Source organism: Citrobacter sp. Cpo147, from assembly GCF_030332405.1.
GTDB classification, from domain to species: domain Bacteria; phylum Pseudomonadota; class Gammaproteobacteria; order Enterobacterales; family Enterobacteriaceae; genus Citrobacter; species Citrobacter portucalensis.
The window spans coordinates 837,841-861,807 of the sequence record NZ_JAOWHX010000030.1; the positions used below are offsets into that span (position 1 = coordinate 837,841).

General features: G+C 51.4%; 26 protein-coding genes. 10 read left to right on the forward strand and 16 right to left on the reverse strand.

The window, feature by feature from the left end; genetic code table 11:
• Window positions 1–40: 40 nt before the first annotated feature.
• The 10 genes from rlmC to OGY06_RS06705 all read right to left on the reverse strand — a co-directional run bounded on the left by rlmC (window position 41) and on the right by OGY06_RS06705 (window position 8,906).
• Entirely contained in the window at window positions 41–1,168 is a 1,128-nt protein-coding gene (gene rlmC / locus OGY06_RS06660) for a 23S rRNA (uracil(747)-C(5))-methyltransferase RlmC (protein WP_206159957.1), read from the reverse strand.
• A gap of 41 nt (window positions 1,169–1,209) precedes the next feature.
• Window positions 1,210–1,698 (reverse strand): YbjO family protein, encoded by a 489-nt coding sequence (locus OGY06_RS06665; RefSeq protein WP_003035378.1) that lies wholly within the window; start codon window positions 1,696–1,698, stop codon window positions 1,210–1,212.
• A 59-nt stretch (window positions 1,699–1,757) separates the two neighbouring features.
• A complete protein-coding gene (gene potI, locus OGY06_RS06670) occupies window positions 1,758–2,603 on the reverse strand; it encodes a putrescine ABC transporter permease PotI (protein ID WP_003831669.1) in 846 nt (281 codons plus the stop codon).
• Window positions 2,600–3,553 (reverse strand): putrescine ABC transporter permease PotH, encoded by a 954-nt coding sequence (gene potH, locus OGY06_RS06675; RefSeq protein WP_003831667.1) that lies wholly within the window; start codon window positions 3,551–3,553, stop codon window positions 2,600–2,602. The genes potI and potH overlap by 4 nt, the downstream gene beginning before the upstream one ends.
• Window positions 3,554–3,562: 9 nt before the next feature.
• Window positions 3,563–4,696, reverse strand: a complete 1,134-nt coding sequence (potG, locus tag OGY06_RS06680; protein ID WP_003831665.1) for a putrescine ABC transporter ATP-binding subunit PotG — start codon at window positions 4,694–4,696, stop codon at window positions 3,563–3,565.
• Between the two features lie 138 nt (window positions 4,697–4,834).
• Entirely contained in the window at window positions 4,835–5,947 is a 1,113-nt protein-coding gene (gene potF, locus OGY06_RS06685; RefSeq protein WP_003831664.1) for a spermidine/putrescine ABC transporter substrate-binding protein PotF, read from the reverse strand.
• Window positions 5,948–6,380: 433 nt separating this feature from the next.
• Window positions 6,381–6,857, reverse strand: a complete 477-nt coding sequence (locus OGY06_RS06690; RefSeq protein WP_003831662.1) for a type III secretion system chaperone family protein — start codon at window positions 6,855–6,857, stop codon at window positions 6,381–6,383.
• A 90-nt stretch (window positions 6,858–6,947) separates the two neighbouring features.
• The gene (gene rimK, locus OGY06_RS06695) at window positions 6,948–7,850 is read right to left on the reverse strand and encodes a 30S ribosomal protein S6--L-glutamate ligase (protein ID WP_164562966.1); all 903 of its coding nucleotides are present in this window, start codon (window positions 7,848–7,850) and stop codon (window positions 6,948–6,950) included.
• Window positions 7,851–7,909: 59 nt separating this feature from the next.
• Window positions 7,910–8,632, reverse strand: a complete 723-nt coding sequence (gene nfsA, locus OGY06_RS06700) for a nitroreductase NfsA (protein WP_048235739.1) — start codon at window positions 8,630–8,632, stop codon at window positions 7,910–7,912.
• The gene (locus OGY06_RS06705) at window positions 8,616–8,906 is read right to left on the reverse strand and encodes a DUF1418 family protein (protein ID WP_149281401.1); all 291 of its coding nucleotides are present in this window, start codon (window positions 8,904–8,906) and stop codon (window positions 8,616–8,618) included. Before OGY06_RS06705 ends, nfsA begins: the two co-directional genes overlap by 17 nt.
• A gap of 172 nt (window positions 8,907–9,078) precedes the next feature.
• On the opposite strand from OGY06_RS06705, the gene OGY06_RS06710 reads away from it, so the two are divergent.
• Window positions 9,079–9,342, forward strand: coding sequence for a GrxA family glutaredoxin (locus tag OGY06_RS06710; protein WP_003035358.1), 264 nt, complete (start codon window positions 9,079–9,081; stop codon window positions 9,340–9,342).
• A gap of 34 nt (window positions 9,343–9,376) precedes the next feature.
• Here OGY06_RS06710 and OGY06_RS06715 read toward each other — a convergent pair whose 3' ends face one another.
• The gene (locus tag OGY06_RS06715) at window positions 9,377–9,757 is read right to left on the reverse strand and encodes an inner membrane protein YbjM (RefSeq protein WP_003035356.1); all 381 of its coding nucleotides are present in this window, start codon (window positions 9,755–9,757) and stop codon (window positions 9,377–9,379) included.
• Between the two features lie 269 nt (window positions 9,758–10,026).
• On the opposite strand from OGY06_RS06715, the gene OGY06_RS06720 reads away from it, so the two are divergent.
• Together OGY06_RS06720 and OGY06_RS06725 are read left to right on the forward strand one after the other, a co-directional pair.
• Window positions 10,027–11,712 (forward strand): aspartate:alanine antiporter, encoded by a 1,686-nt coding sequence (locus tag OGY06_RS06720; RefSeq protein ID WP_003831652.1) that lies wholly within the window; start codon window positions 10,027–10,029, stop codon window positions 11,710–11,712.
• 271 nt (window positions 11,713–11,983) lie between these two features.
• Window positions 11,984–12,781, forward strand: coding sequence for an SDR family NAD(P)-dependent oxidoreductase (locus OGY06_RS06725; protein ID WP_267385173.1), 798 nt, complete (start codon window positions 11,984–11,986; stop codon window positions 12,779–12,781).
• On the opposite strand, the gene OGY06_RS06730 is transcribed toward OGY06_RS06725, so the two are convergent.
• On the reverse strand, window positions 12,768–13,328 hold the full coding sequence (locus OGY06_RS06730; RefSeq protein ID WP_267385182.1) for a TetR/AcrR family transcriptional regulator: 561 nt from the start codon (window positions 13,326–13,328) through the stop codon (window positions 12,768–12,770). The two genes, OGY06_RS06725 and OGY06_RS06730, sit on opposite strands and share 14 nt — an antisense overlap.
• 85 nt (window positions 13,329–13,413) lie before the next feature.
• On the opposite strand from OGY06_RS06730, the gene OGY06_RS06735 reads away from it, so the two are divergent.
• From OGY06_RS06735 to OGY06_RS06745, 3 genes are all read left to right on the forward strand, one after another.
• Window positions 13,414–14,622, forward strand: a complete 1,209-nt coding sequence (locus tag OGY06_RS06735) for an MFS transporter (protein ID WP_032934393.1) — start codon at window positions 13,414–13,416, stop codon at window positions 14,620–14,622.
• Window positions 14,622–15,437, forward strand: a complete 816-nt coding sequence (locus OGY06_RS06740; protein ID WP_164562968.1) for a Cof-type HAD-IIB family hydrolase — start codon at window positions 14,622–14,624, stop codon at window positions 15,435–15,437. The genes OGY06_RS06735 and OGY06_RS06740 overlap by 1 nt, the downstream gene beginning before the upstream one ends.
• Window positions 15,438–15,544: 107 nt before the next feature.
• A complete protein-coding gene (locus OGY06_RS06745; RefSeq protein ID WP_003831642.1) occupies window positions 15,545–15,826 on the forward strand; it encodes a hypothetical protein in 282 nt (93 codons plus the stop codon).
• A 217-nt stretch (window positions 15,827–16,043) separates the two neighbouring features.
• On the opposite strand, the gene OGY06_RS06750 is transcribed toward OGY06_RS06745, so the two are convergent.
• Window positions 16,044–17,276, reverse strand: coding sequence for an MFS transporter (locus OGY06_RS06750; protein WP_008784235.1), 1,233 nt, complete (start codon window positions 17,274–17,276; stop codon window positions 16,044–16,046).
• Window positions 17,277–17,574: 298 nt separating this feature from the next.
• Here OGY06_RS06750 and ybjG point away from each other — a divergent pair, with 298 nt between their 5' ends.
• Both ybjG and deoR read left to right on the forward strand, forming a co-directional pair.
• Window positions 17,575–18,183 (forward strand): undecaprenyl-diphosphate phosphatase, encoded by a 609-nt coding sequence (ybjG, locus tag OGY06_RS06755; protein WP_164562969.1) that lies wholly within the window; start codon window positions 17,575–17,577, stop codon window positions 18,181–18,183.
• A 64-nt stretch (window positions 18,184–18,247) separates the two neighbouring features.
• Entirely contained in the window at window positions 18,248–19,006 is a 759-nt protein-coding gene (deoR, locus tag OGY06_RS06760) for a DNA-binding transcriptional repressor DeoR (RefSeq protein ID WP_008784233.1), read from the forward strand.
• Between the two features lie 45 nt (window positions 19,007–19,051).
• Here deoR and dacC read toward each other — a convergent pair whose 3' ends face one another.
• Window positions 19,052–20,254, reverse strand: a complete 1,203-nt coding sequence (gene dacC, locus OGY06_RS06765) for a serine-type D-Ala-D-Ala carboxypeptidase (RefSeq protein ID WP_003831630.1) — start codon at window positions 20,252–20,254, stop codon at window positions 19,052–19,054.
• Between the two features lie 328 nt (window positions 20,255–20,582).
• Between dacC and OGY06_RS06770 the strand changes: the two genes are divergently transcribed.
• Complete coding sequence (locus tag OGY06_RS06770) at window positions 20,583–21,209, forward strand: glutathione S-transferase family protein (RefSeq protein WP_164562970.1); 627 nt, start codon at window positions 20,583–20,585, stop codon at window positions 21,207–21,209.
• A 5-nt stretch (window positions 21,210–21,214) separates the two neighbouring features.
• On the opposite strand, the gene OGY06_RS06775 is transcribed toward OGY06_RS06770, so the two are convergent.
• Together OGY06_RS06775 and bssR are read right to left on the reverse strand one after the other, a co-directional pair.
• The gene (locus tag OGY06_RS06775; RefSeq protein WP_149384175.1) at window positions 21,215–22,312 is read right to left on the reverse strand and encodes a PQQ-dependent sugar dehydrogenase; all 1,098 of its coding nucleotides are present in this window, start codon (window positions 22,310–22,312) and stop codon (window positions 21,215–21,217) included.
• Window positions 22,313–22,414: 102 nt separating this feature from the next.
• Window positions 22,415–22,798: a biofilm formation regulator BssR gene (gene bssR / locus OGY06_RS06780; RefSeq protein ID WP_008784229.1), complete on the reverse strand. Its 384-nt coding sequence runs from the start codon at window positions 22,796–22,798 to the stop codon at window positions 22,415–22,417.
• 220 nt (window positions 22,799–23,018) lie between these two features.
• On the opposite strand from bssR, the gene OGY06_RS06785 reads away from it, so the two are divergent.
• A complete protein-coding gene (locus OGY06_RS06785; protein WP_164562971.1) occupies window positions 23,019–23,942 on the forward strand; it encodes a LysR family transcriptional regulator in 924 nt (307 codons plus the stop codon).
• The last annotated feature ends 25 nt before the right edge of the window (window positions 23,943–23,967 follow it).

The following is a 23,967-nucleotide window of genomic DNA, read 5'->3' on the forward strand; positions in this document are numbered from 1 at the left end:
TCCGTAGGCCTGATAAGCGAAGCGCCATCAGGCATGGCAGTTATTGTCGGCTGAGCAGCGTTAACACTTCATAGTGCGCGGTGTGTGGGAACATATCGAAAAGTTGGACGCGTTCAATGCGATACCCGGGCAACTCACGAATATCCTTCGCCATGGTTTGCGCATTACAGCTGGAATAAATGATAAAACGCGGTGCCATGCGGGAGAGAAAATCGCACAGCGGCTTTCCAATCCCGCGACGCGGCGGGTTCACCAGCACCAGGTCAGGTACTTCGCCCTGAGCGGTAGCAAACTGGGTTGAATCCAGCGCCTGAAAATGCAGATTCTGCAATCCAAGCTCCTGCGCTGACTGCTTCGCGCAGGTAATCGCTTCTGGCGCGATTTCAATCCCCGTCAGTTTCATCTGCGGTGTGGCGCAGTGCAGACCAAAGCCCCCGACGCCGCAAAACAGATCCCACATATGATTAACCGGAAGCTGACGCACCCAGTCGCGCGCCGTGGCATATAACTGCCCCGCTACCACCGGGTTGGTCTGGAAAAAGCTCTGCGGGCGGATCCACAACGGCACATCGTTAAAGCGTTCCGCCAGTGCCTGTTGTTCAGTCAGGAAGATTTCGGTCTCCCCTTCCATAATCGCCATATGCACCGGCTGAATATTGGCAGTAATCACTTTTAACTGTGGGAGTTGTGCCTGCAACCAGGGTAGCGCCGCGCGCAGTTGTGCCAGTTTTGCGTCAGAACGCAGGACAAAACGCAGCATCATACCGCCGTCGTACCGGCTTTCCGTTAACAGCAGATATTTCAGTTCCCCGCGTTTGCGCGCCACGTTATAGGGCGTCAGCCCCGCCCGAGCGATAAACGGCTTAAGCGCGGCAAATACGGGCGCAAAAGACTCAGGATAGAGCGGACAGTCGCACAAATCCTCAGGCGTACCGTCACGATGCAGCATTCCCAGCAGCGGTTTTTCCACGCTGCCGCTGACCACCATTTTAGCTTTATTACGAAACGCGCTTTCCGGACCACTGATCGGCGCGCACCATTCTCCGACCGGACGCTCGGCAAGCAGATTCTGCAGATCGGCTGTTTTAGCGAAGAGTTGATCGGCGACAGGCTGAGTTATCCACTGACAGGAGCGGCAGCGCTCGGCGTCATATAGTGCGCACTGCATACAAAAACCTATAAATTAACAGGGGGCCAATATTATACACGTTATTGCAAACGGAAGAACCGCCTGCTGGACGCAGGAACAAACAGTAACAGCAATACCAGCATATCCGGCAGTTTTTGCATTACCAGCGTATGCAGGATTTCGCGTCGGGACTCCCCCGCAATACTGAATAGTTCTGGGTATCCGTAGCCCAGCGAAGCAGCCCACAGATAGACGCTGGCGATAATCTGGGTCAACAGATAGATCCAGCGTGCCCAGTTCCGTCCTTTTACCAGCGAAAATGCGCAGTAAATTTCGATAAATAGCAGCACCAGACTGCCCAGAAACACCAGCGTCAAATTCCAGGTCTGCACGCTGCGATGAATAAACTCACTGGTTCCACGAAACCCAAGCGTATTAAAAATCATCAACAGATCGAGACAGCGGATCATGATAATAGCCAGCGCCGCCACCTGCACCAAAGCAGGGACGTTTAAGCGAGCATGTGATGTGGATGATTTCTTAAAAAATCCCAACGCGTCGTCTTCCATGAAAACGGCGCAACCACCACAGCTGCGCCGTATAGACAGGTTGGCAGATTTTAGTTTTTTCAGCCGCGTCTTGCACGTTGGATATCGCGGATCCGTTGTTTTTCTGTTCGCGCCATCAGATACCACGCGATAAATCCGATAATTCCTACCACACCAAGGATCAGCGTCGCCAGCGCGTTGATCTCCGGGTTCACCCCCATACGTACGCTGGAGAACACCAGCATCGGTAACGTTGTGGCGCCAGGACCAGAGACAAAGCTGGCAATAACCAGATCATCGAGCGACAGCGTGAAGGCTAATAACCAACCGGAAATCACCGCCGGCATAATCATCGGCAGGGTGATGACGAAAAAGACCTTCAGCGGCGTGGCGCCGAGATCCATCGCAGCTTCCTCAATGGAGTGATCCAGTTCGCGCAAACGTGAAGAAATCACCACCGCCACATATGCCGTACAGAAAGTGACATGCGCCAGCCAGATGGTCAGCATGCCGCGATCCGCTGGCCAGCCGATGGCGTGAGCCAACGCAACAAACAGCAGCAGCAGCGACAAACCGGTAATAACATCCGGCATGACCAGCGGCGCGGTGATCATAAAGGCGAAACCATTTGAACCACGAAAACGACCAAAGCGCACCATTACCACGGCGGCGATGGTGCCAAGGATTGCCGCCATCGTCGCAGCACCCGCAGCAATCGTTAAACTCATGCCGACAGCGCTTATCATCGCGCTATCGTGGAAAAGCTCACCATACCAACGGGTTGACCAACCCGCCCATACCGTCACCAGCTTCGAGCTGTTAAACGAATAGATAACCAGCATTAGCATCGGCGCATACAGGAAGGTAAAACCCAGCACCAGGATAAAAATACGCCACGGCGAGCGAACGACCGGTAAGTTATTCATCCGTGTTCCCCCACGCTTTTTTGCTGATATTTATGGAACCACATGATTGGCACAATCAGTAACAGCAGCATAATAATGGCGACAGCAGAAGCCACCGGCCAGTCGCGGTTATTGAAAAACTCCTGCCAAAGCACACGGCCAATCATGATGCTATCCGGGCCGCCCAACAGTTCCGGGATCACAAACTCGCCAACAGCCGGAATAAATACCAGCATTGACCCGGCGATAATACCGCCCTTGGTCAACGGCACAATCACGCTAAAGAAGGTCTTCAGCGGCCGGGCACCTAAATCCAGCGCCGCTTCCACCAGCGAGTAATCGATACGGGTCAGCGCGGTATAAATCGGCAGCACCATAAAGGGCAAATAGGCGTAAACAATACCGATGTAGACCGCCAGATTGGTATGCAAAATCGTCAACGGTTGGTCGATGACGCCCAGCCACATCAGGAAGTTGTTCAGCACGCCGTTGTTTTTCAGGATCCCCATCCAGGCATATACGCGAATTAAAAACGAGGTCCAGGACGGCAGGATCACCAGCAACAGCAGAATATTACGCGTTGAGGGTTTACTGTGCGCGACGGCCCATGCCAGTGGGTATCCCAGCAGCAGGCAACAGATTGTCGAAATTCCCGCCACCTGTAACGATTGCAGGTAGGCATCGAAATAGAGCGGATCGTCCGTTAACTGCAGGAAGTTGGCTAAGTTGAGTGTGATGGATAGCTGATCATCAGCCCATGAAACGAGGTCCGTATAGGGAGGAATAGCGCGCGCCATTTCAGCCAAACTGATTTTGAAGACAATCAGAAAAGGCAGCAGAAACAGGAGCAGCAGCCACACATACGGCAGCGCGATCACCAGCTTGCGCCCGTGCTTCATTTGCAGCCGCGACATAAACAGCGTGAATCGCCCTGCTTTATCCACGCGTGCCGGAGGTTCAAGTGTACTCATCTTCGCTCCTTAAACCGTCAACACCACACAGCTGTCCGCATCCCAACATAAACGGACTTCGTCACCCCAGGTTGGTAATCCCTTGCGATAACGATGCTCATTTTGTAGCTGGGCGCTCAACATCTGGCCGCTTTTCAAACGTACGTGGTACACCGACAAATCACCCAGATAGGCAATGTGCACCACTTCGCCTACCGCGAAGTTATAACCCTCTGGCGGAGGGGCTTCGCAGAGCATGATTTTTTCCGGACGCAGCGCAACATACACCGGGACGTTATCGACAACAGAAGCATCGGCGTCCACTTTCAGCGGATGTACCAGACCAGGAGACTCAATCACCAGACCATCTTCCTGGCGTTCTTTTAGCAGTCCCTCAAAAACGTTTACCGAACCGATAAACTCTGCGCTGTAACGCGTAGTCGGATGCTCATAGATCTCTTCCGGCTCGCCAATCTGGACAAATTTGCCACGGTTCATGATCGCAATACGGCCCGCCATCGTCATGGCTTCTTCCTGATCGTGTGTCACCATCACGCAGGTCACGCCGACGCGTTCAAGAATATCCACCACTTCCAGTTGCATGCGGTCTCGGAGTTTTTTATCCAGCGCCCCCATTGGCTCATCCAGCAACAGCAGTTTTGGACGTTTTGCCAGGCTGCGCGCCAATGCCACGCGCTGACGCTGGCCGCCAGAAAGCTGATGTGGCTTGCGTTTGGCGAACTCCTGCATATGCACGAGTCCCAGCATCTCATTCACCCGACTGGCGATTTCAGCCTTCGGCAGTTTGTCCTGCTTGAGGCCAAAGGCAATGTTCTGCTCCACCGTCATGTGCGGAAACAGGGCATAGGACTGAAACATCATATTAATCGGACGCAGATAAGGCGGGACATGCGCTAAATCGACGCCATCAAGCATGATTTGCCCGGTAGTCGGCAGTTCAAATCCCGCTAACATGCGCAGCAGAGTCGATTTGCCACAGCCGGACGCGCCAAGCAGAGCAAATATTTCACCTTTGTAGATAGTAAGATTGACGTCATCAACGGCGTGCTGACCGTCAAATGACTTGGTCAGATTGCGAATTTCAAGCAGCGGGGTCAGCGCCTTGCGGATTTTCGCTTGTGGGCGTGGGGTTGCATCATTCACTCAGGTGCTCTCCGGCATAAAACAAAGAAACGGTGCAAATAACGCACCATAACGGTGCGTATTGCCGGGTTATATGTGTCCGGGCTCAACACTGCCCGGCAGGCAAAAATCCTGCCGGGTCATGTCCCAAACATCGGTTTATTTCCCGCTTTTTACCTTCGTCCATGCGCGGGTACGTACACGATCGATCTTCGGATCCTGTACTTTCAGTGTGAACAGCTTGGCGCGAACATCCGCAGGCGGGTAGATACCCGGGTTGTCACGAACCTCAGGGCTGACCAGAGCCGTCGCTTCTTTGTTGGCATTGGCATAAAACACGTGGTCGGAGATATGCGCAATCACATCAGGGCGCAGCAGGTAATTGAGGAACTGATAGGCTTCATCTTTGTTTTTCGCATCGGCAGGCATCGCGAATACGTCAAAGAACGCCATTGCACCTTCTTTAGGAATTGAGAAGGAGATATTGACGCCATTTTTCGCTTCTTTCGCACGGTTTGCCGCCTGCCATACGTCCCCTGCCCAGCCAATCGCGACGCAGGTATCACCGTTTGCCAGGTCGTTAATATATTGCGAGGAGTGGAAGTAGCGAATATTTGGACGCAGCTTCAACAGCAGATCGGTTGCTGGCCCGGTGTAATCATCCGCTTTGGTACTGTTTGGGTCTTTACCCAAATAGTTCAGCACCGTGGCAAATACCTCTTCTGGCGCATCGAGGAAAGAGACGCCGCAGCTTTTGAGTTTTTCCAGATTTTCCGGTTTGAGGATCAAATCCCAGCTGTTAACCGGCGCATCCGGCCCAAGCACCGCTTTGACTTTATCCACGTTATAGCCAATACCGGTCGTAGCCCACATGTACGGCATCGCGAACTTGTTGTCCGGATCGTGTTTACCCACCAGCTTCAGCAGTTCAGGATCAAGATTTTTCCAGCCCGGCAATTTGCTCTTATCCAGCGGCTGGAATACGCCCGCAGTCAGTTGACGCTCAAGGAAGCTGGCAGAAGGAACGACAAGGTCAAAGCCGGTACTGCCAGCCATGAGCTTACCTTCCAGTACTTCATTGGAATCAAATACATCATAGATAACTTTAATTCCGGTCTCTTTTTCAAAATTAGCCACCGTATCCGGGGCAATATAATCAGACCAGTTATAAATATGCAGCGTTTTTTGTTCAGCAGCGAGCGTGCCGGCAGAGATGGCCATCAGAGCACCCGCAACCAGGCCTGATAACCATTTTTTATTTAAGGCGGTCATAATCTCTTTCCTTCTGAAAGTTCGTTAACAAACGAACAAAAATGTCACACTCTAATGATATGCAAGAAACGTGCATATTCTTTCATGCAGCACCGATGAAAAGAGAGACCTCTCCTCATGCCGCTGTTGCTCGCTGGCATCCGCCTATGCATTCAACACACATTGTGGCCACAGGTCAGGTCACAAGGGACTGTTTAAATGATGACGTTGGTAAGCTTCGCAAGAATAACTTTAGCCAGGAATTGTGGATATAGCCCAGATTAAAAAACGTCTTTTATCAATTTTTTATGCAGGAATTGTCTATGACATAAAGCGGAAGGCGCTGAATCGAGGTGAATAATTCTTTAATGAAAGGTTAAATGCAGAATAAAAACAGGCAATACGCAACCGCTCTGGCAGCGGCTGCGCAATATATGTCCAGATTCAGGAAGAATTAATGGAGGAAATGAATTTCAGCGGTGCTGTTTTGCGCATCTTCTTCAGCATTAAATAACAGCTGATGCGCTCCGGCTTCGAGGATCACCATCGATATTTGCTCTTCGCTCTGGCGAACAAAACATTCAAACTGCTCAAACGTTACGCCCGGCGTAACGGATAAAGACTGGCAAACCACCAGCTTTGGCAGATTATCATCCTGCATATCCAGAAAAGCTTTCACCGTCAGTGAACTGGCATTGATCGCAGACAGATCGGCTGCCAGTGGCAGCAGTGCAGAAGGTCTGACTTCCGCCATCGCAGAAAACAGAATGACGTTATCGACCAAATCAACTTTTGCATCAAAGATGCCGTCAAAATTCTGCATGTGTGGCAAGTGCAGCGCCTGACAGGTATCGCATTCAAAAAAACTCATGCCCAGGTCGTCGAGCCATTGACGCAACGTATCCAGAGTGGGAACGACCAGTGATGTCATAATAATGTGCGACCTCTATTGATGAAAAAAATACCGGCACAGCTTACGCAAAAAGAGCGTGTCATACCACGATCGCAATCGATATTGCGCTTAGCCGCCGATTTTAAGACAAAATTCAGGAGTAGCATGGCGCTCGATCCACTGGATCATTTTCGCGGCAATGTCTAACCCGGTAGTTTTCTCCACGCCTTCCAGCCCCGGAGACGCGTTGACCTCCATGACCAGTGGCCCTCGATCAGCGCGCAGAATATCAACGCCTGCAACGTCCAGGCCCATAGTCCGGGCGGCTTTGAGCGCAATTTCTCTTTCGCGCGGCGTGATACTCGCAATAGTCGCCACACCACCGCGATGGAGATTAGAACGAAAATCGCCCTCTTTAGCCCGTCGTTCAATGGCGGCCACTACTTCATCGCCCACCACGAAACAGCGAATATCGCGCCCCTTCGCTTCTTTGATATATTCCTGAACCAGGATATGGGCATTCACCCCACGAAACGCATCTACCACGCTTTCTGCAGCCTGCCGCGTTTCCGCCAGCACCACGCCAATACCCTGGGTGCCTTCAACCAGTTTCACCACCAACGGCGCACCGCCAACCATGTCAATCATGTCGCTGGTATCGTCCGGAGAGTGAGCAATTCCGGTGATGGGTAAATCAATTCCCTGACGCGCCAGCAGCTGTAGAGAACGCAGCTTATCGCGCGCTCGCGTAATCGCTACCGATTCATTCAACGGATAGCTACCCAGCATCTCAAACTGGCGCAGCGCCGCCGTCCCATAAAAGGTAATCGCGGAACCAATCCGCGGGATCACCGCATCGAAATGAGGAAGCTGACGGCCCTTGTAATGAATAGAGGATGCCGCTGGGCTGATGTTCATATAGCAAGAAAGGGGATCGATAACTTCAACCAGGTGACCGCGCTGCATCGCCGCTTCACGCAGGCGTTTACAAGAATAGAGCGTTCCGTCCCGGGACAAAATGGCAATTTTCACCCTGCACCTCTCTGAATGACCTGGTAAAAGCTGGCGTATCATACACTGGGTTAAAATCTTTAGCGCGTGGCCCATCCCTGTTTATGCAAATATTCCAGGATAAAGGGGCGACTTTCTTTAATGATGGTACGGCGAATATGATCGCTCCAGGTGTCGCGGCGGGTATTGCTGCCTCGGGTCAGATAGTACTGCGCGAGCTGCTCATCATATTGCGCCAACACATCGCTGTTGAGTGGCTGATATTGATTTTCGTGCACCACAAGCGACGCGGGCAGCCGCGGCTTGATATCCGGGTTATCCGCAGGCCAGCCGAGGCACAAACCAAAGAGCGGAAGAACATGTTGCGGAAGCTTCAGCAGTTCGGTGACCGGCTCAATATTGTTACGCAGGCCACCAATAAACACGCCGCCAAGTCCCAGCGACTCTGCCGCCGTCAACGCATTTTGCGCCATCATTGCGGTATCAACCACGCCCAGCAGCAGCTGTTCCGCCAGCCCAAGTTGCGCGTCAGGGCAAATCTGCAAATGACGATTAAAATCAGCGCAAAACACCCAGAACTCAGCGGCCTGTGCCACATGCTTTTGGCCGCCAGATAAGGTAGCCAGCGATTCGCGCAGAGATTTATCCGTTATGCGAATGATCGTCGTGCACTGTAGAAAACTGGAGCTTGACGTTCCCTGAGCGGCGGCAATAATCGCCTCACGCTGTGCATCCGAAATGGCATCATCAGTAAAATGGCGAATGGAACGGTGGCTGCGGAGTAAATCAATGGTTGGAGTCATCTCTTTTGTCTCTGTCTGAATCAGTTGAATCACCGGGTGTGCGAGACATCAGTTGCGGTGCCAGCAGTTGAGCAACACGCCACATCAACGCTACCGCAGCAGGGAGCATCAGCAGTACGCCCAGAAATATCATCACCACGCAGGCTAACGGGCTGTTAAGCGGTGCGGGCAAGGTGAGGTAATCGTTAAGCGATAGCAGTGCCAGCGATAACAAAACCATCCCAATTATTTCCAGCATCAATACGCATTTGGGTAATACACCAATTGTGCGCATACGCGGCCTCCCGGCGAAATGGCTTCCATTATAAAACGTTCCGGCTTGCCGTGTTTAACAGATATAGCTTGAGGATATCAAAGCAACAGGCTGAACCTGCTTTCCATCCGTCACAAATCGCGGCATCATAACCAGTATTGCCATCCGGCCTGATAAGTTCGAGGAGAAAGAGATGTTTGCCGTTATTTTTGGTCGCCCAGGGTGCCCGTATTGCGTGCGCGCAAAAGAATTAGCAGAAAAATTAAGCAGTGAGCATGACGATTTTAACTTCCGCTACATTGATATCCATGCTGAAGGAATTACCAAAGCAGATCTGGAAAAGACGGTAGGTAAGCCAGTTGAAACCGTTCCGCAGATTTTTGTCGATCAAAAACACATCGGCGGCTGCACGGATTTTGAAGCTTGGGCAAAAGAGAACATGAATCTGTTCGCCTGATAGCGGTTTCTACGCCCTCACCTTGAGGGCGTCATCAGTTCTTTTTCCGCCGTTGATGCTGATTGAATAAGCTACTGATAAATAAAAAACATAATGCGCCAAGAGCGCACCAAAACACCGCACTAAACAACCACGCCAGCTCTTGCCACAATGAACGCGTCGGCATAAAAACGAACCGCATCAGTAACAGGCAGCACGGCGCCGCCAACATTGCACCAAGCAGGGGTTTGAGCACTTCCCGACGATGGGAAAAAAAGCTTGCTGCAGCACCAGGTAAGATAAAAAACAACAATCCGACCTCAGGATGCCCTGCCGCTCTGAATGCCCCTTTCACGTTCAGCGTTAATGAAAGACACACCACAATAAAGAGCACAAAGCAGCAGACCGCACTCGCCCAACTTTGCTTATGTTTCAATCGTTCCTCCTGACACATTCTCTATCGAACACTCTTTTCGCCCGCAGGCGTCCAGTCAGATAAAGTAACTCGGCATTCCATGCCAAAAACACACCCACACGATTCTTATAGCCGTTGATACGTAATGAGATTAAACTAACCGCATATATTGTTATGCTGCATTATTCGGGGCTGTGTACGATGCTATCGCCCCTTAATTTCTGGCAAAAACATTAGCGTAAATTGCCATTTCTTTCAATAGCTTACTAGTAAACAAGAAGTTAGTCTCCGTGAATATAAACGTCGCAGATTTGTTAAATGGGAATTACATCCTGTTATTATTTGTGGTCCTGGCTCTGGGCCTGTGTCTGGGCAAATTACGTCTGGGTTCAGTCCAACTCGGTAATTCCATTGGCGTTTTAGTGGTCTCCCTATTATTAGGTCAGCAGCACTTTAGTATTAACACCGATGCATTAAATCTCGGCTTTATGCTGTTTATTTTTTGCGTCGGCGTCGAAGCCGGTCCCAACTTTTTTTCGATTTTTTTTCGCGATGGGAAAAATTATCTAATGCTTGCCCTGGTGATGGTCGGTAGCGCAATGCTGATCGCGCTGGGGCTGGGTAAGCTATTTGGCTGGGATATCGGCCTGACGGCGGGCATGCTGGCTGGCTCGATGACCTCAACGCCGGTACTGGTCGGCGCGGGTGATACCTTGCGCCATTCAGGAATGACAGGGACACAACTTTCAAGCGCTCTCGATAACCTGAGCCTGGGTTACGCCCTCACCTATTTGATTGGTCTGGTCAGCCTGATTGTTGGAGCGCGCTATTTGCCGAAACTGCAGCATCAGGACCTGCAAACCAGCGCCCAACAAATCGCGCGTGAACGAGGTCTGGATACCGACGCTAATCGTAAAGTGTACCTCCCGGTGATCCGCGCCTATCGCGTTGGCCCTGAGCTGGTGGCATGGGCCGATGGTAAAAATCTGCGCGAACTGGGTATTTATCGCCAGACCGGTTGTTACATTGAACGCATCCGTCGCAACGGCATTCTGGCCAACCCGGATGGCGACGCGGTATTGCAAATGGGCGATGAGATAGCCCTGGTGGGTTATCCGGACGCCCATGCTCGCCTCGATCCCAGCTTCCGTAACGGTAAAGAGGTGTTCGATCGCGATCTGCTCGATATGCGCATCGTCACTGAAGAAATTGTGGTAAAAAACCACAATGCCGTTGGTCGTCGCCTGGCCCAGTTGAAACTGACCGACCACGGTTGTTTCCTGAACCGCGTGATCCGCAGCCAGATTGAAATGCCTATCGATGACAACGTCGTGCTCAATAAAGGCGACGTGTTGCAGGTCAGCGGTGATGCTCGTCGCGTGAAAACCATTGCCGACCGTATCGGCTTCATTTCAATTCACAGTCAGGTGACCGATCTGCTTGCCTTCTGCGCCTTCTTTATCATCGGTCTGATGATCGGGATGATCACATTCCAGTTCAGTAATTTCAGCTTCGGCATCGGGAATGCGGCTGGACTGCTGTTCGCTGGGATCATGCTGGGCTTCCTGCGAGCCAACCACCCCACATTTGGCTATATCCCACAGGGTGCGCTGAATATGGTGAAAGAGTTTGGCCTGATGGTATTCATGGCAGGCGTCGGTTTAAGCGCAGGCAGTGGCATTGGTAATGGCCTGGGTGCCGTCGGTGGTCAAATGTTGATTGCCGGCCTGGTGGTCAGCCTGGTTCCAGTTGTCATCTGTTTCTTGTTTGGTGCTTACGTATTACGCATGAACCGCGCCCTGCTGTTTGGTGCCATGATGGGCGCACGTACCTGTGCTCCGGCAATGGAAATCATCAGCGACACCGCACGCAGCAACATCCCTGCGTTAGGTTATGCAGGGACCTACGCGATTGCCAACGTTCTGCTGACATTAGCGGGGACACTCATCGTCATCGTATGGCCTGGTCTTGGTTAGCACTGAAATTTTCCCTTAATTGAAAAATTTTTTGCAGGTAAGCAGAACTTTTCTTCAAGGCGTCAGTCATAACTATTGCCACTGCTTTTCTTTGATGTCCCCAATTTGTGGAGCCCATCAACCCCGCCGTTTTGGTTCAAGGTTGATGGGTTTTTTGTTGCCTGAAATTTGCGTTCATCGCCTTCCACCTCTGAAACTCCTCCCCAATTTGCAGCATGCCGGTTATGGCACATACTTTAAAACGGTGCTTTATCGGGGATGGGGGTTAGTCATGTTGCTTACTGGCAAAGTCGCAGTAATTTTTGGTGGCAGCGGGGCTATTGGTAGTGCGGTTGCGCAGGTCATGGCGCGCGAAGGAGCCCATGTGTGTCTGGGTGCTCGCAGCCATGAAAAACTTGATCGGACGGCCAGTAATATCCGAACGGCTGGTGGTACAGTCGAAACCTTTATCACCGATGTACTCGCCGAGCACAACGCATCGAAGGAAGTTACCCGCCTTGCGCAGCAAACCGGTGGAATAGATGTGGTGGTTAACGCAACGGGATTTATGCACGAACAGGGCAAACGCATTGACGCATTATCCCTCTCTGAGTTTATGAGCGGCATCACCCCTTTCCTCTCGGCGCAGTTCAATATCGCTAAAGCCGTAACGCCGCACATGGGCGGCAATCGTGCGGGCGTCATTCTCAGCGTTGTTGCCCCCGCGGCCCCGATGGCGATGCCTGGTCATCTGGGTCATATTGTTGGTTGTGCAGGAACAGAGGCTTTTATTAAAGCGTTCGCCAGCGAGGTAGGACCGGCAAATATCCGGGTCGTCGGCGTGCGCTCGCATGCGATTGTGGATGCTGTTGCAGCTGGCTCCTATACCGGAGAAATTTTCTCCGCCAAAGCACAGTCAATGGGTTTAACCGTCGATCAATGGTTAGGAGGTGCGGCGCAAAGTACCATGCTCGCGCGCCTGCCTACGCTTGCACAAATCGCTGAGGTCATGACCTTTCTTGCTTCAGACCATGCCAGCGCCATGACCGCGACGGTGGTGAATATTACCGGAGGCGCTACGCACAGCTGACTGTCGCGGGTATCCCTGCAATACGCTCCACCATCAGCAAGATATCTTCTCGCTGCAGCGGTTTTTTGTCCGTGACAAAATGCAGCGTCATTCCTTCAATAAACGCATCCAGCGCCCGCGCAGTAACCGGATCAAACCACTGCTCCAGCGTTTGTTGGCTGCGTAGCATCCAGTTCTGCATCACCGTTTTCAACGCTGGTTTACGGCTGGCGAAAGCATACAGCTGATACATGAGCTCCATATTATCAGGCGTTGTGACCTGAGAGCCGTAAATCATATCGGTAATGGCATGGCAAGCCTGCGACGCATCCTTAACGTCGGCAAAAAAGTCCTGATACTGCAACAGCATCCTGTCAGTAAAACGGCCAAATGCCTCCATCAAAAGCTCATCAATTCCCGAAAAGTAATAGGTCATAGAACCCAGTGGCACCTCGGCAATCGTAGCGATTTTACGATGTGTAACCCCATGAATGCCATGGTCTATTACTGCATCCAGAGTCGCCTGAACTATTTTTTCCCGCCGCTGCGGATCGTTTGCACGTCGCACTACATTTCCTCTTCTTGCATTTGTGTACAAATGTACACAGTCTTGCTAATGTTGTCTCCTTCCTTCTTTTCTTTGGCTCGAATTCATGACTGGCATCTCATCACGCAAAGCCTTAAGACGTCGCACCTGGGCGCTGTTCACGTTCTTCTTTTTACCAGGATTATTAATGGCCTCCTGGGCAACGCGTACCCCTGCCATCAGAGATATCCTCTCCATCTCCACTGCCGAAATGGGCGCGGTGTTGTTTGGGCTCTCTATTGGTTCGATGAGTGGCATACTTTGTTCGGCCTGGCTGGTGAAACGATTTGGCACGCGTAAGGTGATTCGCACCACCATGTCTTGTGCAGTCCTCGGAATGGCGATCCTCAGCGTAGCGCTCTGGCTGCATTCCGCATGGCTTTTCGCGTTTGGCCTGGGCGTATTTGGCGCCAGCTTTGGTGCGGCAGAAGTTGCCATCAACGTCGAAGGTGCGGCAGTTGAGCGCGAAATGAACAAAACCGTGCTGCCGATGATGCACGGTTTTTACAGCCTGGGAACGTTGGCAGGGGCTGGAGTTGGAATGATGCTTACCGCCTTCAGCGTCCCGGCTACCGCGCATATTCTTTTGGCTGCAATGGTTGCTATCACACCTATTTTCATCGCCATCAAAGCTATTCCTGACGGCACGGGCAAAAATGCCGCTGACGGTTCTCACTCCGGTGAAAAAGGACTGCCTTTTTATCGTGATATCCAGCTATTGCTGATCGGCGTTGTAGTGCTGGCGATGGCATTTGCTGAAGGTTCCGCCAACGACTGGCTTCCACTGTTAATGGTGGACGGACATGGATTTAGCCCGACCTCAGGCTCGCTGATTTATGCCGGTTTTACGCTGGGTATGACCGTTGGGCGATTTACCGGTGGCTGGTTCATCGACCGTTACAGCCGCGTTGCGGTGGTGCGCGCCAGTGCGCTGATGGGCGCTCTCGGGATTAGCCTGATTATTTTTGTCGACAGCTCCTGGGTGGCCGGTGTGTCCGTTATTCTGTGGGGACTCGGCGCATCGCTCGGCTTCCCGCTGACCATTTCAGCCGCCAGCGACACCGGCCCCGATGCCCCAACCCGCGTCAGCGTTGTGGCGACCACCGGTTACCTGGCGTTCCTTGTTGGACCGCCGCTGCTAGGCTATCTGGGTGAACACTATGGCCTGCGCAGCGCTATGTTGGTGGTGCTGGCGCTGGTGCTTGTCGCCGCCGTCGTCGCGAAAGCGGTAGCGAAACCGGATCTCAAAAATACTACGGTGATGGAGAACAGCTAATGAGTATCAAATTAATTGCGGTCGACATGGACGGCACATTTTTAAGCGACCAAAAAACCTATAACCGTGAGCGCTTTATGGCGCAATACCGCCAGATGAAAGAACAAGGGATCCGCTTTGTGGTCGCCAGCGGCAACCAATATTATCAGTTGATTTCCTTTTTCCCCGAACTGGCCAATGAGATCTCATTTGTCGCCGAAAACGGCGGTTGGGTGGTCAGTGAAGGAGAAGATGTCTTTAACGGCGAACTGGCTAAAGACGATTTCCATGCCATCGTGGATCATCTGCTGACCCGCGCCGATATCGACATTATTGCCTGCGGTAAAAACAGCGCCTATACGCTCAAAAAATACAGCGATGAGCATAAATCCGTTTCCGCCATGTACTATCATCGTCTTGAATTTGTAGATAATTTTGACAATCTCAACGACGTTTTTTTCAAATTCGGGCTGAATATTTCCGACGACCGAATTCCACAGGTACAGGCCGATCTCCACGAGGCGATTGGCGATATTATGGTACCGGTTCATACCGGCTACGGCAGCATCGACTTAATAATTCCCGGCGTGCATAAGGCTAACGGTCTGCGCCTGCTGCAACAACGCTGGAATATTAACGACAATGAAGTTGTTGTGTTTGGCGATGGCGGAAATGATATTGAGATGCTGCGTCAGGCAGGATTTAGTTTTGCAATGGCCAACGCCCATGAGCCGGTGATCGAGGCGGCAAAATATCGCGCAGGCTCGAACAACGAAGAGGGCGTTCTGGATATTATCGACCGCGTGTTAAAGAATGAAGCACCGTTTACGCATTAACGGCTCAGCACAGACGGCAACAAAATGATGGCATGATCTATTCATAATCCGCCTCAAATTAACCCGCTGGATTATTACTTCCAGTGAATATTTCAGGCGAGCGGATCATGAAGAAAAGTGTACTGATGGCGACATTGTTGCTGGGCTTTGCGGGGACAACATTTGCGCAAAGCGTTACCGTTGATGTCCCCAGCGGTTATAAAGTGGTGGTAGTACCCTCTTCCGTCAGCGTGCCCCAGGCGGTCAGCGTAACGACCGCACCACAAACGGTATATGTTGCTCCAGCGCCTGCTCCGGCCCCTGTCTATCGCGCACATCCTTATGCGCGACATGTGGCAAGCGTCGGTGAAGGGATGGTTATCGAACATCAGATTGACGACCACCACTAAGTTGTCGCCAGGCCCGGACAACCGTAATACTGGTCAGTTAAGATCTTTGGTGAGCGGTAGGCCGGATAAGGCGTTTACGCCGCCATCCGGCAATTTGCTACAGGCCGCCGGATGGCGCTTCGCTTATCCGGCCTACAGCGTGATTCTCTTATCAACATAATGATGAATTTATCGGCGTCATTATGCTCATATGCGCTGGATTGCGGAAATCCGGTCCTTAACCTTCCCGGGAATTCCCTACCCGTTTATCTTTCAGGAAGATAACCATCAGAATCAGCCACAGTACGCCGCTTGCCAGATTGAACAAGCTGAACAAGCCGTTCCCTCCCAGCAGATACGCGTGTTTACTCAGCTCAATACCAACGGTAAAAATCAGCATCTGCAGCATACCCATTGCGGCAGAAACGGTACCCTTACTCATTTCGCTGGCAAACAGCGTCAGGCGCACCAGCCCCGCATTCGCCACGCCAATGCCAAACGCATAGATACTCAAACCCGCCGTCATCCATAGATATGCATGGGATGACACCACCGTGGCCGCAGCGGCAATAATCAGGCCAACGGCGATTGGCCAGCCGCCCATGATAATTAGCGAACGCACGGTTTTTCGCGAAGTCAGACGCGCCAGCACCAGGTTACCAGCAATCAACGCGCCAAAAATCGGCACCTGCAACAGACCATATTCGTAGCTGCTGAGATGTTCACCGCTGATGATAATAATCGGGGACTGCGCAATCCACGCCAGTAACGGCAGGCTGACAAAACCCAACGCCAGTGCGCCTGCAACGAAGCGCACGTTCCTCAGCACCAGCTTATAATCCTTGCCCAACTCTTTAATGGACAGCTTTTCACCAAGCCGGGTTGCCGTTTCCGGCATCGCGCGTTGCAGACCAAAAAAGGAGATGGCCGCCAGAGCAGCAAACAGGATAAACATCCCTTCCCACGGCAGAACATGTACCCAGGCTGCGCCTACCAACGGACCCAGCAGTGGCGCAATCAGCGCCACGTTTGCCATCAGCGCGGTAATTTTTATGCAGACCGCTTCTTCAAAAGATTCCTGAATGGCGGCGTAACCCACCGCACCAATAAAGCACAGGCTTATCCCCTGCAAAAAACGCAGGAAGGTAAATTGCTCAATATTCTGTGCAAGCAGGGTTGCAAGGCAGGTAACGATGAACCAGATCACGCCGGTTAACATTACCGGACGACGACCAATACGGTCCGACAGCGGTCCTAACAACCACTGCAAAAACATGCCGCCTGCCAGATAGGCGGTCATAGACGTAGGTACCCAATCTAATCCGGCGTTATATTGCGCCACCACCGCCAACATTCCGGGCTGGATCATATCGTTGCCGATATAAGTGGAGAATTCGTAAAGTACCAGACAGAGCGGGAAAAGTAATGCCTGACGCCCTAAACGGACGCCTGAAGATAAACGGTTCTGCATGCAATCTCTTAACTATAGAAAAATCGCGCAAAGTGTAATAAATGCGCCGTACTGGTGATAGTGAATTATGTGATTTGAAAGCAAAATGCGCACATTTTTACACTCATTTGCTCAAGAACATTTTGCTTTAAGGTTAATTTAAGTTGAGACCGCTATCATGCTCAATAAGTCTCATTAATTGTCTTAAAAATCGTCATTTAACAGGCAAATAAGACAAGACCGCTTTTTATCCCGTGAAAGCAATTTTATGCTCTCCCCCCTATGGGCCTTTTTAACGATTACACTGAGTCTGGACGTTATGCTGGAAAATCTGAACAATTCTCTTTTTTACTTGATCAATGCAACACCCGACTCTGCGCAATGGGCAATTTCGCTCGCCATTTTCATTGCCAAAGATCTGATCAGCATTGTGCCGCTGTTAGCCGTTGTGCTCTGGCTTTGGGGACCTCGTGGTCAGGTTACAATCCAGCGCCAGTTGGTCATCAAAATGGCCATTGCGTTAGTAGTCGGTCTGACGATTTCCTGGCTGATGGGGCATCTTTTCCCCCACGATCGTCCGTTCGTTAACCACATCGGCTATAACTTCCTGCACCATGCGGCAGATGACTCTTTCCCGAGCGACCACGGTACGGTTATCTTTACCTTTGCTCTGGCCTTTCTGTTCTGGCATCGCTTGTGGACGGGTGCTCTGCTGATGGTTGTCGCCGTGGCGATTGCCTGGTCACGTGTTTACCTTGGCGTTCACTGGCCGCTGGATATGCTGGGCGGATTACTGGCCGGGTTGATCGGTTGCCTGAGCGCCCAGATGATCTGGCAACGGTTCGGCACAACCTTGTACCTCGGCTTGCAGACGTGCTATCGCACCTGCTTCGCTCTCCCCATCCGTAAAGGTTGGGTACGTGACTAACCCGCGGTAAAAAGAGTAGTATTAAGCGCGAAACTGAGCACTTAATCTATTCTCCAGGGGAACTATGGAAACTCGACGCGACGAGCGTATTGGTCAATTACTGCAGGCGCTGAAACGCAGCGATAAATTACACCTCAAAGAAGCCGCGACGTTGCTGGGCGTATCTGAGATGACCATTCGTCGCGACCTGAATAATCATGATGCTCCCGTCGTGCTGCTCGGGGGCTATATTGTTCTGGAACCCCGCAGCGCTAACCACTATTTAATCAGCGATCAAAAATCCCGTCTGGTTGATGAAAAGCGTCGCGCTGCCCAGCAGGCGGCGAGTCTCGTGCAGGCGCATCAGACCATCTTTTTCGATTGCGGTACGACCACGCCGTGGATCATTGAAGCGATCGACAATGAACTGCCCTTCACCGCAATCTGCTACTCGTTGAATACGTTTCTGGTACTGCAGGAAAAACCGCAGTGCCGCGTCATTCTGTGTGGTGGTGAATTCCATGCCAGTAACGCGATTTTTAAACCGCTCGATTTTCAGGAAACGCTGAACAACCTCTGTCCGGATATCGCCTTTTATTCCGCGGCAGGTGTTCACATCGAAAAAGGCGCGACCTGCTTTAATCTGGAAGAACTGCCGGTGAAGCACTGGGCAATGTCGATGGCGCAGCATCACGTGCTGGTGGTCGATCACAGCAAGTTTGGCAAGGTGCGACCTGCGAGGATGGGGGAATTAAAACGCTTTGATACCATCATCAGCGACAGCCGTCCTGACGAGGCATTTGTTGAGTACGCTAAAACACAACGTATCACGCTGAAGTACTAACAGATACTGCCGGACGGCGATTGCGCCATCCGGCAATAGATAAGATTAAGAGAACCAACCACCAAACCACTGGTGGAATTTCATCATCACAAAGTCCCACATGCGGCTAAAGAAACCACCCTCTTCCACATCTTCCATCACCATCAACGGACGCTGCTCAATAGATTTTCCGTTCAACTGGAAGTCGATAGTGCCCACAACCTGACCTTTCTTCAGCGGTGCAGTTAGCTGTGGTTCAGTCAGGGTAAAGCTGGCCTTCAGGTTTTTGAGCTGACCACGCGGGATGGTCACAGACCCCCCTTCTCCGGCGCCCAAATTCACTTCACTCTTATCGCCAAACCAGACGCGCTGGGTCACGAAAGTCGCATCCGGCTTGATCGGCGTAACGGTTTCAAAGAAACGGAAGCCCCAGGTCAGCAGCTTTTCTGACTCATTGAAACGAATGCGGTCGGTTTTTGCTCCCAGCACCACGGAGATCAGGCGCATATCGCCCTGGGTCGCGGAGGCCACCAGGTTGTATCCCGCCCCGGCAGTGGTCCCGGTTTTCATACCATCCACGTTCAGGTTGGTGCTCCACAACAGACGGTTGCGGTTCGGTTGACGTATTTTATTGAAGGTAAATTCTTTCTCTTTGTGAATAGCGTACTCTTCCGGCACATCGTGGATTAACGCCTTCCCGAGCAGCGCCATATCACGTGCGGTACTGAACTGTCCTGCCGCATCCAGGCCATGCACCGTCTGGAAAGTCGTGTTAGTCAGCCCCAGTTTTTTCGCATAGCCGTTCATCAGACCAATAAAGGATTCCTGGCTGCCAGCAACGTAATCAGCGAGTGCAATACAGGCATCGTTACCTGACTGAATGATAACGCCTTTATTCAGATCGGACACCGCAACCTGATCGCCGGGCTTGAGGAACATGACCGACGAACCGCGCAGGGCTGGATTACCGGTCGCCCAGGCGTCTTTGCCCACGGTGACCATGTCGTTGAGGTTAATTTTTCCGGCCTTCAGCGCCTGCCCAACCACATAGCTGGTCATGATTTTGGTCAGACTGGCAGGATCCAGTTTCTCATCAGCATTACCTTCCGCCAGCACCTTACCACTGGCGTAATCCATCAGAATCCACGCGCGCGCGTCCACGCTCGGCGGGGCCGTCGGTTGCTCCGCCGCCTGTACGGTCGGCACCAAAAGGATTAAGAGTGCAGAACCTGCAGCAAAGCTGCGAAGTGAAGAGAAGTATTGCGTCATAAATGCCACCCGAGTATCCATTCCAAAAAACCACGTCATACCACACCGTGTTTACACAAAACCGGCCAAGCGACCTCGACCAACCCATGCAGAAAAAGTCTGATGGATGACGTGTAAAATAAGTGCGGTGAGTAATAACGCACTAACGAGCTTAAAGAAACCGTAAGTTGGTAAAGTTTTTAAAGTTTATGCAATAACGCCGCGCTGCGCTGCTCCTGGCACGATTTTTTTAGACTTTGTTGCGTAAATATTAGGTTTACCCCACCATGTGAGCTAGTCAGATGGCATCTGCAGCCATAAAGCTGCTCAATTAATTTGCGGGGTTACTATGATTACACTGTGGGGTCGCAATAACTCGACCAACGTAAAAAAAGTATTGTGGACGCTCGAGGAACTGGAACTGCCATATAACCAAATTCTGGCGGGCGGGCAGCATGGCGGTAACCGCGATGCCGACTATCTGGCACTGAACCCGAACGGACTGGTCCCGCTACTACGCGATGATGAAACGGACGTTGTTCTGTGGGAATCCAATACCATTGTCCGCTATCTGACCGCTCAGTACGGACAAAAACGTTTGTGGATTGACGCCCCGGCCGCGCGCGCCGTCGGTGAAAAATGGATGGACTGGGCAAATCAGACGCTAAGCCCTGCGCATCGGATTATCTTATTTGGTTTGGTCAGAACACCTGCCGATCAGCGCGATATGGCGGCCATTGAGGCAAGTAAGCAAGTTTGCGATAACCTGTTTGCCATTCTGGATAACGCGCTGGCAGACCAGCCATGGTTCTCCGGGGCTGAATTTGGCACCGCGGATATCGCTGTGGCACCATTCATCTATAACCTGTTCAACGTTGGCCTGAGCTGGACCCCGCGCCCGCATCTGGAACGCTGGTATCAACAACTGACCGAGCGCCCGGCGTTTCAAAAAATCGTGATGATCCCGGTCAGCTAACCAAATCAGGGACTCACTTTCAGTAATTCCCCGTCGGACTCGTCGGTTAGCACGTACAAATAACCGTCTGGTCCGACGCGCACATCACGGATCCGCTGCCCCCTTTCCTGCAACAGACGACCATCCTCAGTCACCGTATTCCCTTTAACGCTCAGCACGATCACTTCTTTATCTTTCAACGCGCCGATGAACAACTTTTGCCGCCACTGCGGGAAGGTACCGCTATTGTAAAAAGCCATTCCACTAACCGCCGGCGACTTTTCCCAGTAAAAGATGGGTTGTTCCGTGCCAGCAACAATTTGACCTTTTGCTTCGGGAATTTTCAAACCACTGTAGTTAACCCCCCAGGTCGCGATAGGCCAGCCGTAGTTTTTCCCTTTCTCGGGGATATTAATCTCATCGCCTCCGCGTGGACCATGCTCATTGAGCCACAGCACATCACTCCACGGATTCATCGCCATCCCCTGCGGGTTGCGGATGCCATACGACCAAATCTCTGCCCGCGCTCCCGCCTTGTTCACAAACGGATTATCCGGCGGAATTTTGCCCTCGTCGGTCAGTCTGACTAATTTACCCTGCAATTTATCCAGGTCCTGGGCGGTAGCGCGTTGATTATTCTCTCCCAGGCCAATAAACAGATAACCATTACCATCAAATACCAGACGTCCACCAAAATGGTTCCCGGTGGAAAGCTTTGGCTGTTGGCGAAAAACGGTCTGAAATCCTTGCAGATGTTTGAGATCGTCACTCAATCGCCCGTAGCCTACCGCGGTGCCCGCTTTGCCTTCGCGGTCGGCTTCAGCGAAGCTTAGCCATACCCGGCGAGATTGTACAAAATCCGGTGCTAACGCCACATCAAGCAGTCCTCCCTGACCATTCGCCCAGACTTTTGGTACGCCGGTCAGCGGGTCGGAAAGCCCTTTATCAGGCTGCCAGAGTCGAAGCTGTCCACCTTTGAGCGTAATGAGCATACCGCGGTTATCGGGTAAAAAAGCCAGTGACCATGGGTGATCGAGTTTAGTTTGCAGCACTTCCACTTTTACCGCGGCGGCATAAGTGGAAAGTAGCGCGAATGAGGCAGCACAGAGAAAGAGTCGACGCATAACACCTCCTGAATAGCTCTGCATAAAGCGTAGCCAGCAAGGGGAATTATCCTGCCACATTTACATAAGCTTAACGAAAAGGGGGAGCGCCCTCCCCCTGATTCAGACGTGTTCCAGCGTTGGGTAAGATTGCAAACTCTGGATACTTAGCGTCAGCGTTGTCAGGCAGTTTTCCAGTTTCTCTGCGTTAACGGCGATAAACGTTGGACAATCGTGATGTCCACTCATAAGACAAACAGCGGCGGCGGCTAACGCCCCTTCAGCACGATGAAGGGCATTCCACTCTTCCTGATCAAGATGCATACCGTGAAGCTGTGATTGCTCGTGCAATTCGCGATTCAGTGCAAAAAAAACATCACGCAGGCGATCGCTCTCGCTAACTGACATGTAGCCTTTCGCTTTTCTCAACTGCAGATAAGCGGCAAGTTCGATACGGGCGTTTATCAATTTGTTGAGAAGATCGGTTCTCAGTCTGTCAACAACCATACTTTGTTCCTCCTCTTTCCAACTATGGTGCAACTTAATAGTATGGTTGTTTTTTGAACAAATAGATGCCCTACATCAATAAAGCTCAATTGATTAACATAATTTACAATGTTACAACTCCAGACGGTGTGCTCAGCGAAAATGGTCAGTGTCTGACTGGCCTGACATTTTTTGCTATACCTGATGTGATTCCTGCCGTGGCGCTGATTATGAGGGGTGTATGTCGAAAGCAAATGATGCAGAGAAAATTCGCACGCTATCAAAAATTGATCTCAATCTACTGACGATTTTCTGCTTGATCTATAGCGTCGGCAGCATTTCCAGGGTCGCGGACATGTTGAACATTTCGCCCTCTGCCGTCAGCCAGTCCCTGAGAAAACTGCGAGAAATGATGGGGGATAATCTGTTCGTCCGCAGCGGAAATGCGCTGTTACCGACGGTCTACTCTGATGAGCTTTATGATAATACAATCCCAATTATCGACAAACTGTCGTCGCTGATGCCGCTTTCCACGCCTGCCGCCAAGAAAAGGTTAACGCTTTATACGGAATCTTTTATTTCCCCTATCGTTATTCCAGATGTCACCGCCAGAATAATCGAGACTGACGCCGATATCAGCCTCCTGCACCTTACCGCCGACCTGAATGAACAGAGTATTATTGAACTGCTGAATATGCGTCAGGCAGATGTCGTTTTTTCTACCTTTTCTGTAGAGTCAGCAAATCTTTCATGCCAGAAAATATGCGATATGCGCCTGGTGCTGGCGGCCTCGCAGAATAATTCTTTATATGGTAATACCATCAGTGAAGCGCAATTCAGAAATGCTAACCTGGTCGGTTACAATACTAAGAATGAGAAAATCATTTATCATCGCAGTATTGTGGATAAAAAATTCAGAACCGGAGAACGCTGCCTGCTTACCTCATCGTTTACGGCGATTCTGACGATTGTGTCCAATACCCATTGTTTAGGGGTGATCCCGGAAAAGGTATTTGAAACACACGCTCAGCTGTATGGACTAAAAAAAATAAACACTCCGTTTCCCTTGCCACAATTTAGCGTATTTGCCTCATCGCGCAAAGAAAGCAATACCCACAAAATCCTCTCACCTATTCTGGCTGATTTGCAAACAGCCTCCCTGTGATGAAAACCAGAGAGGCTGAGCGTTA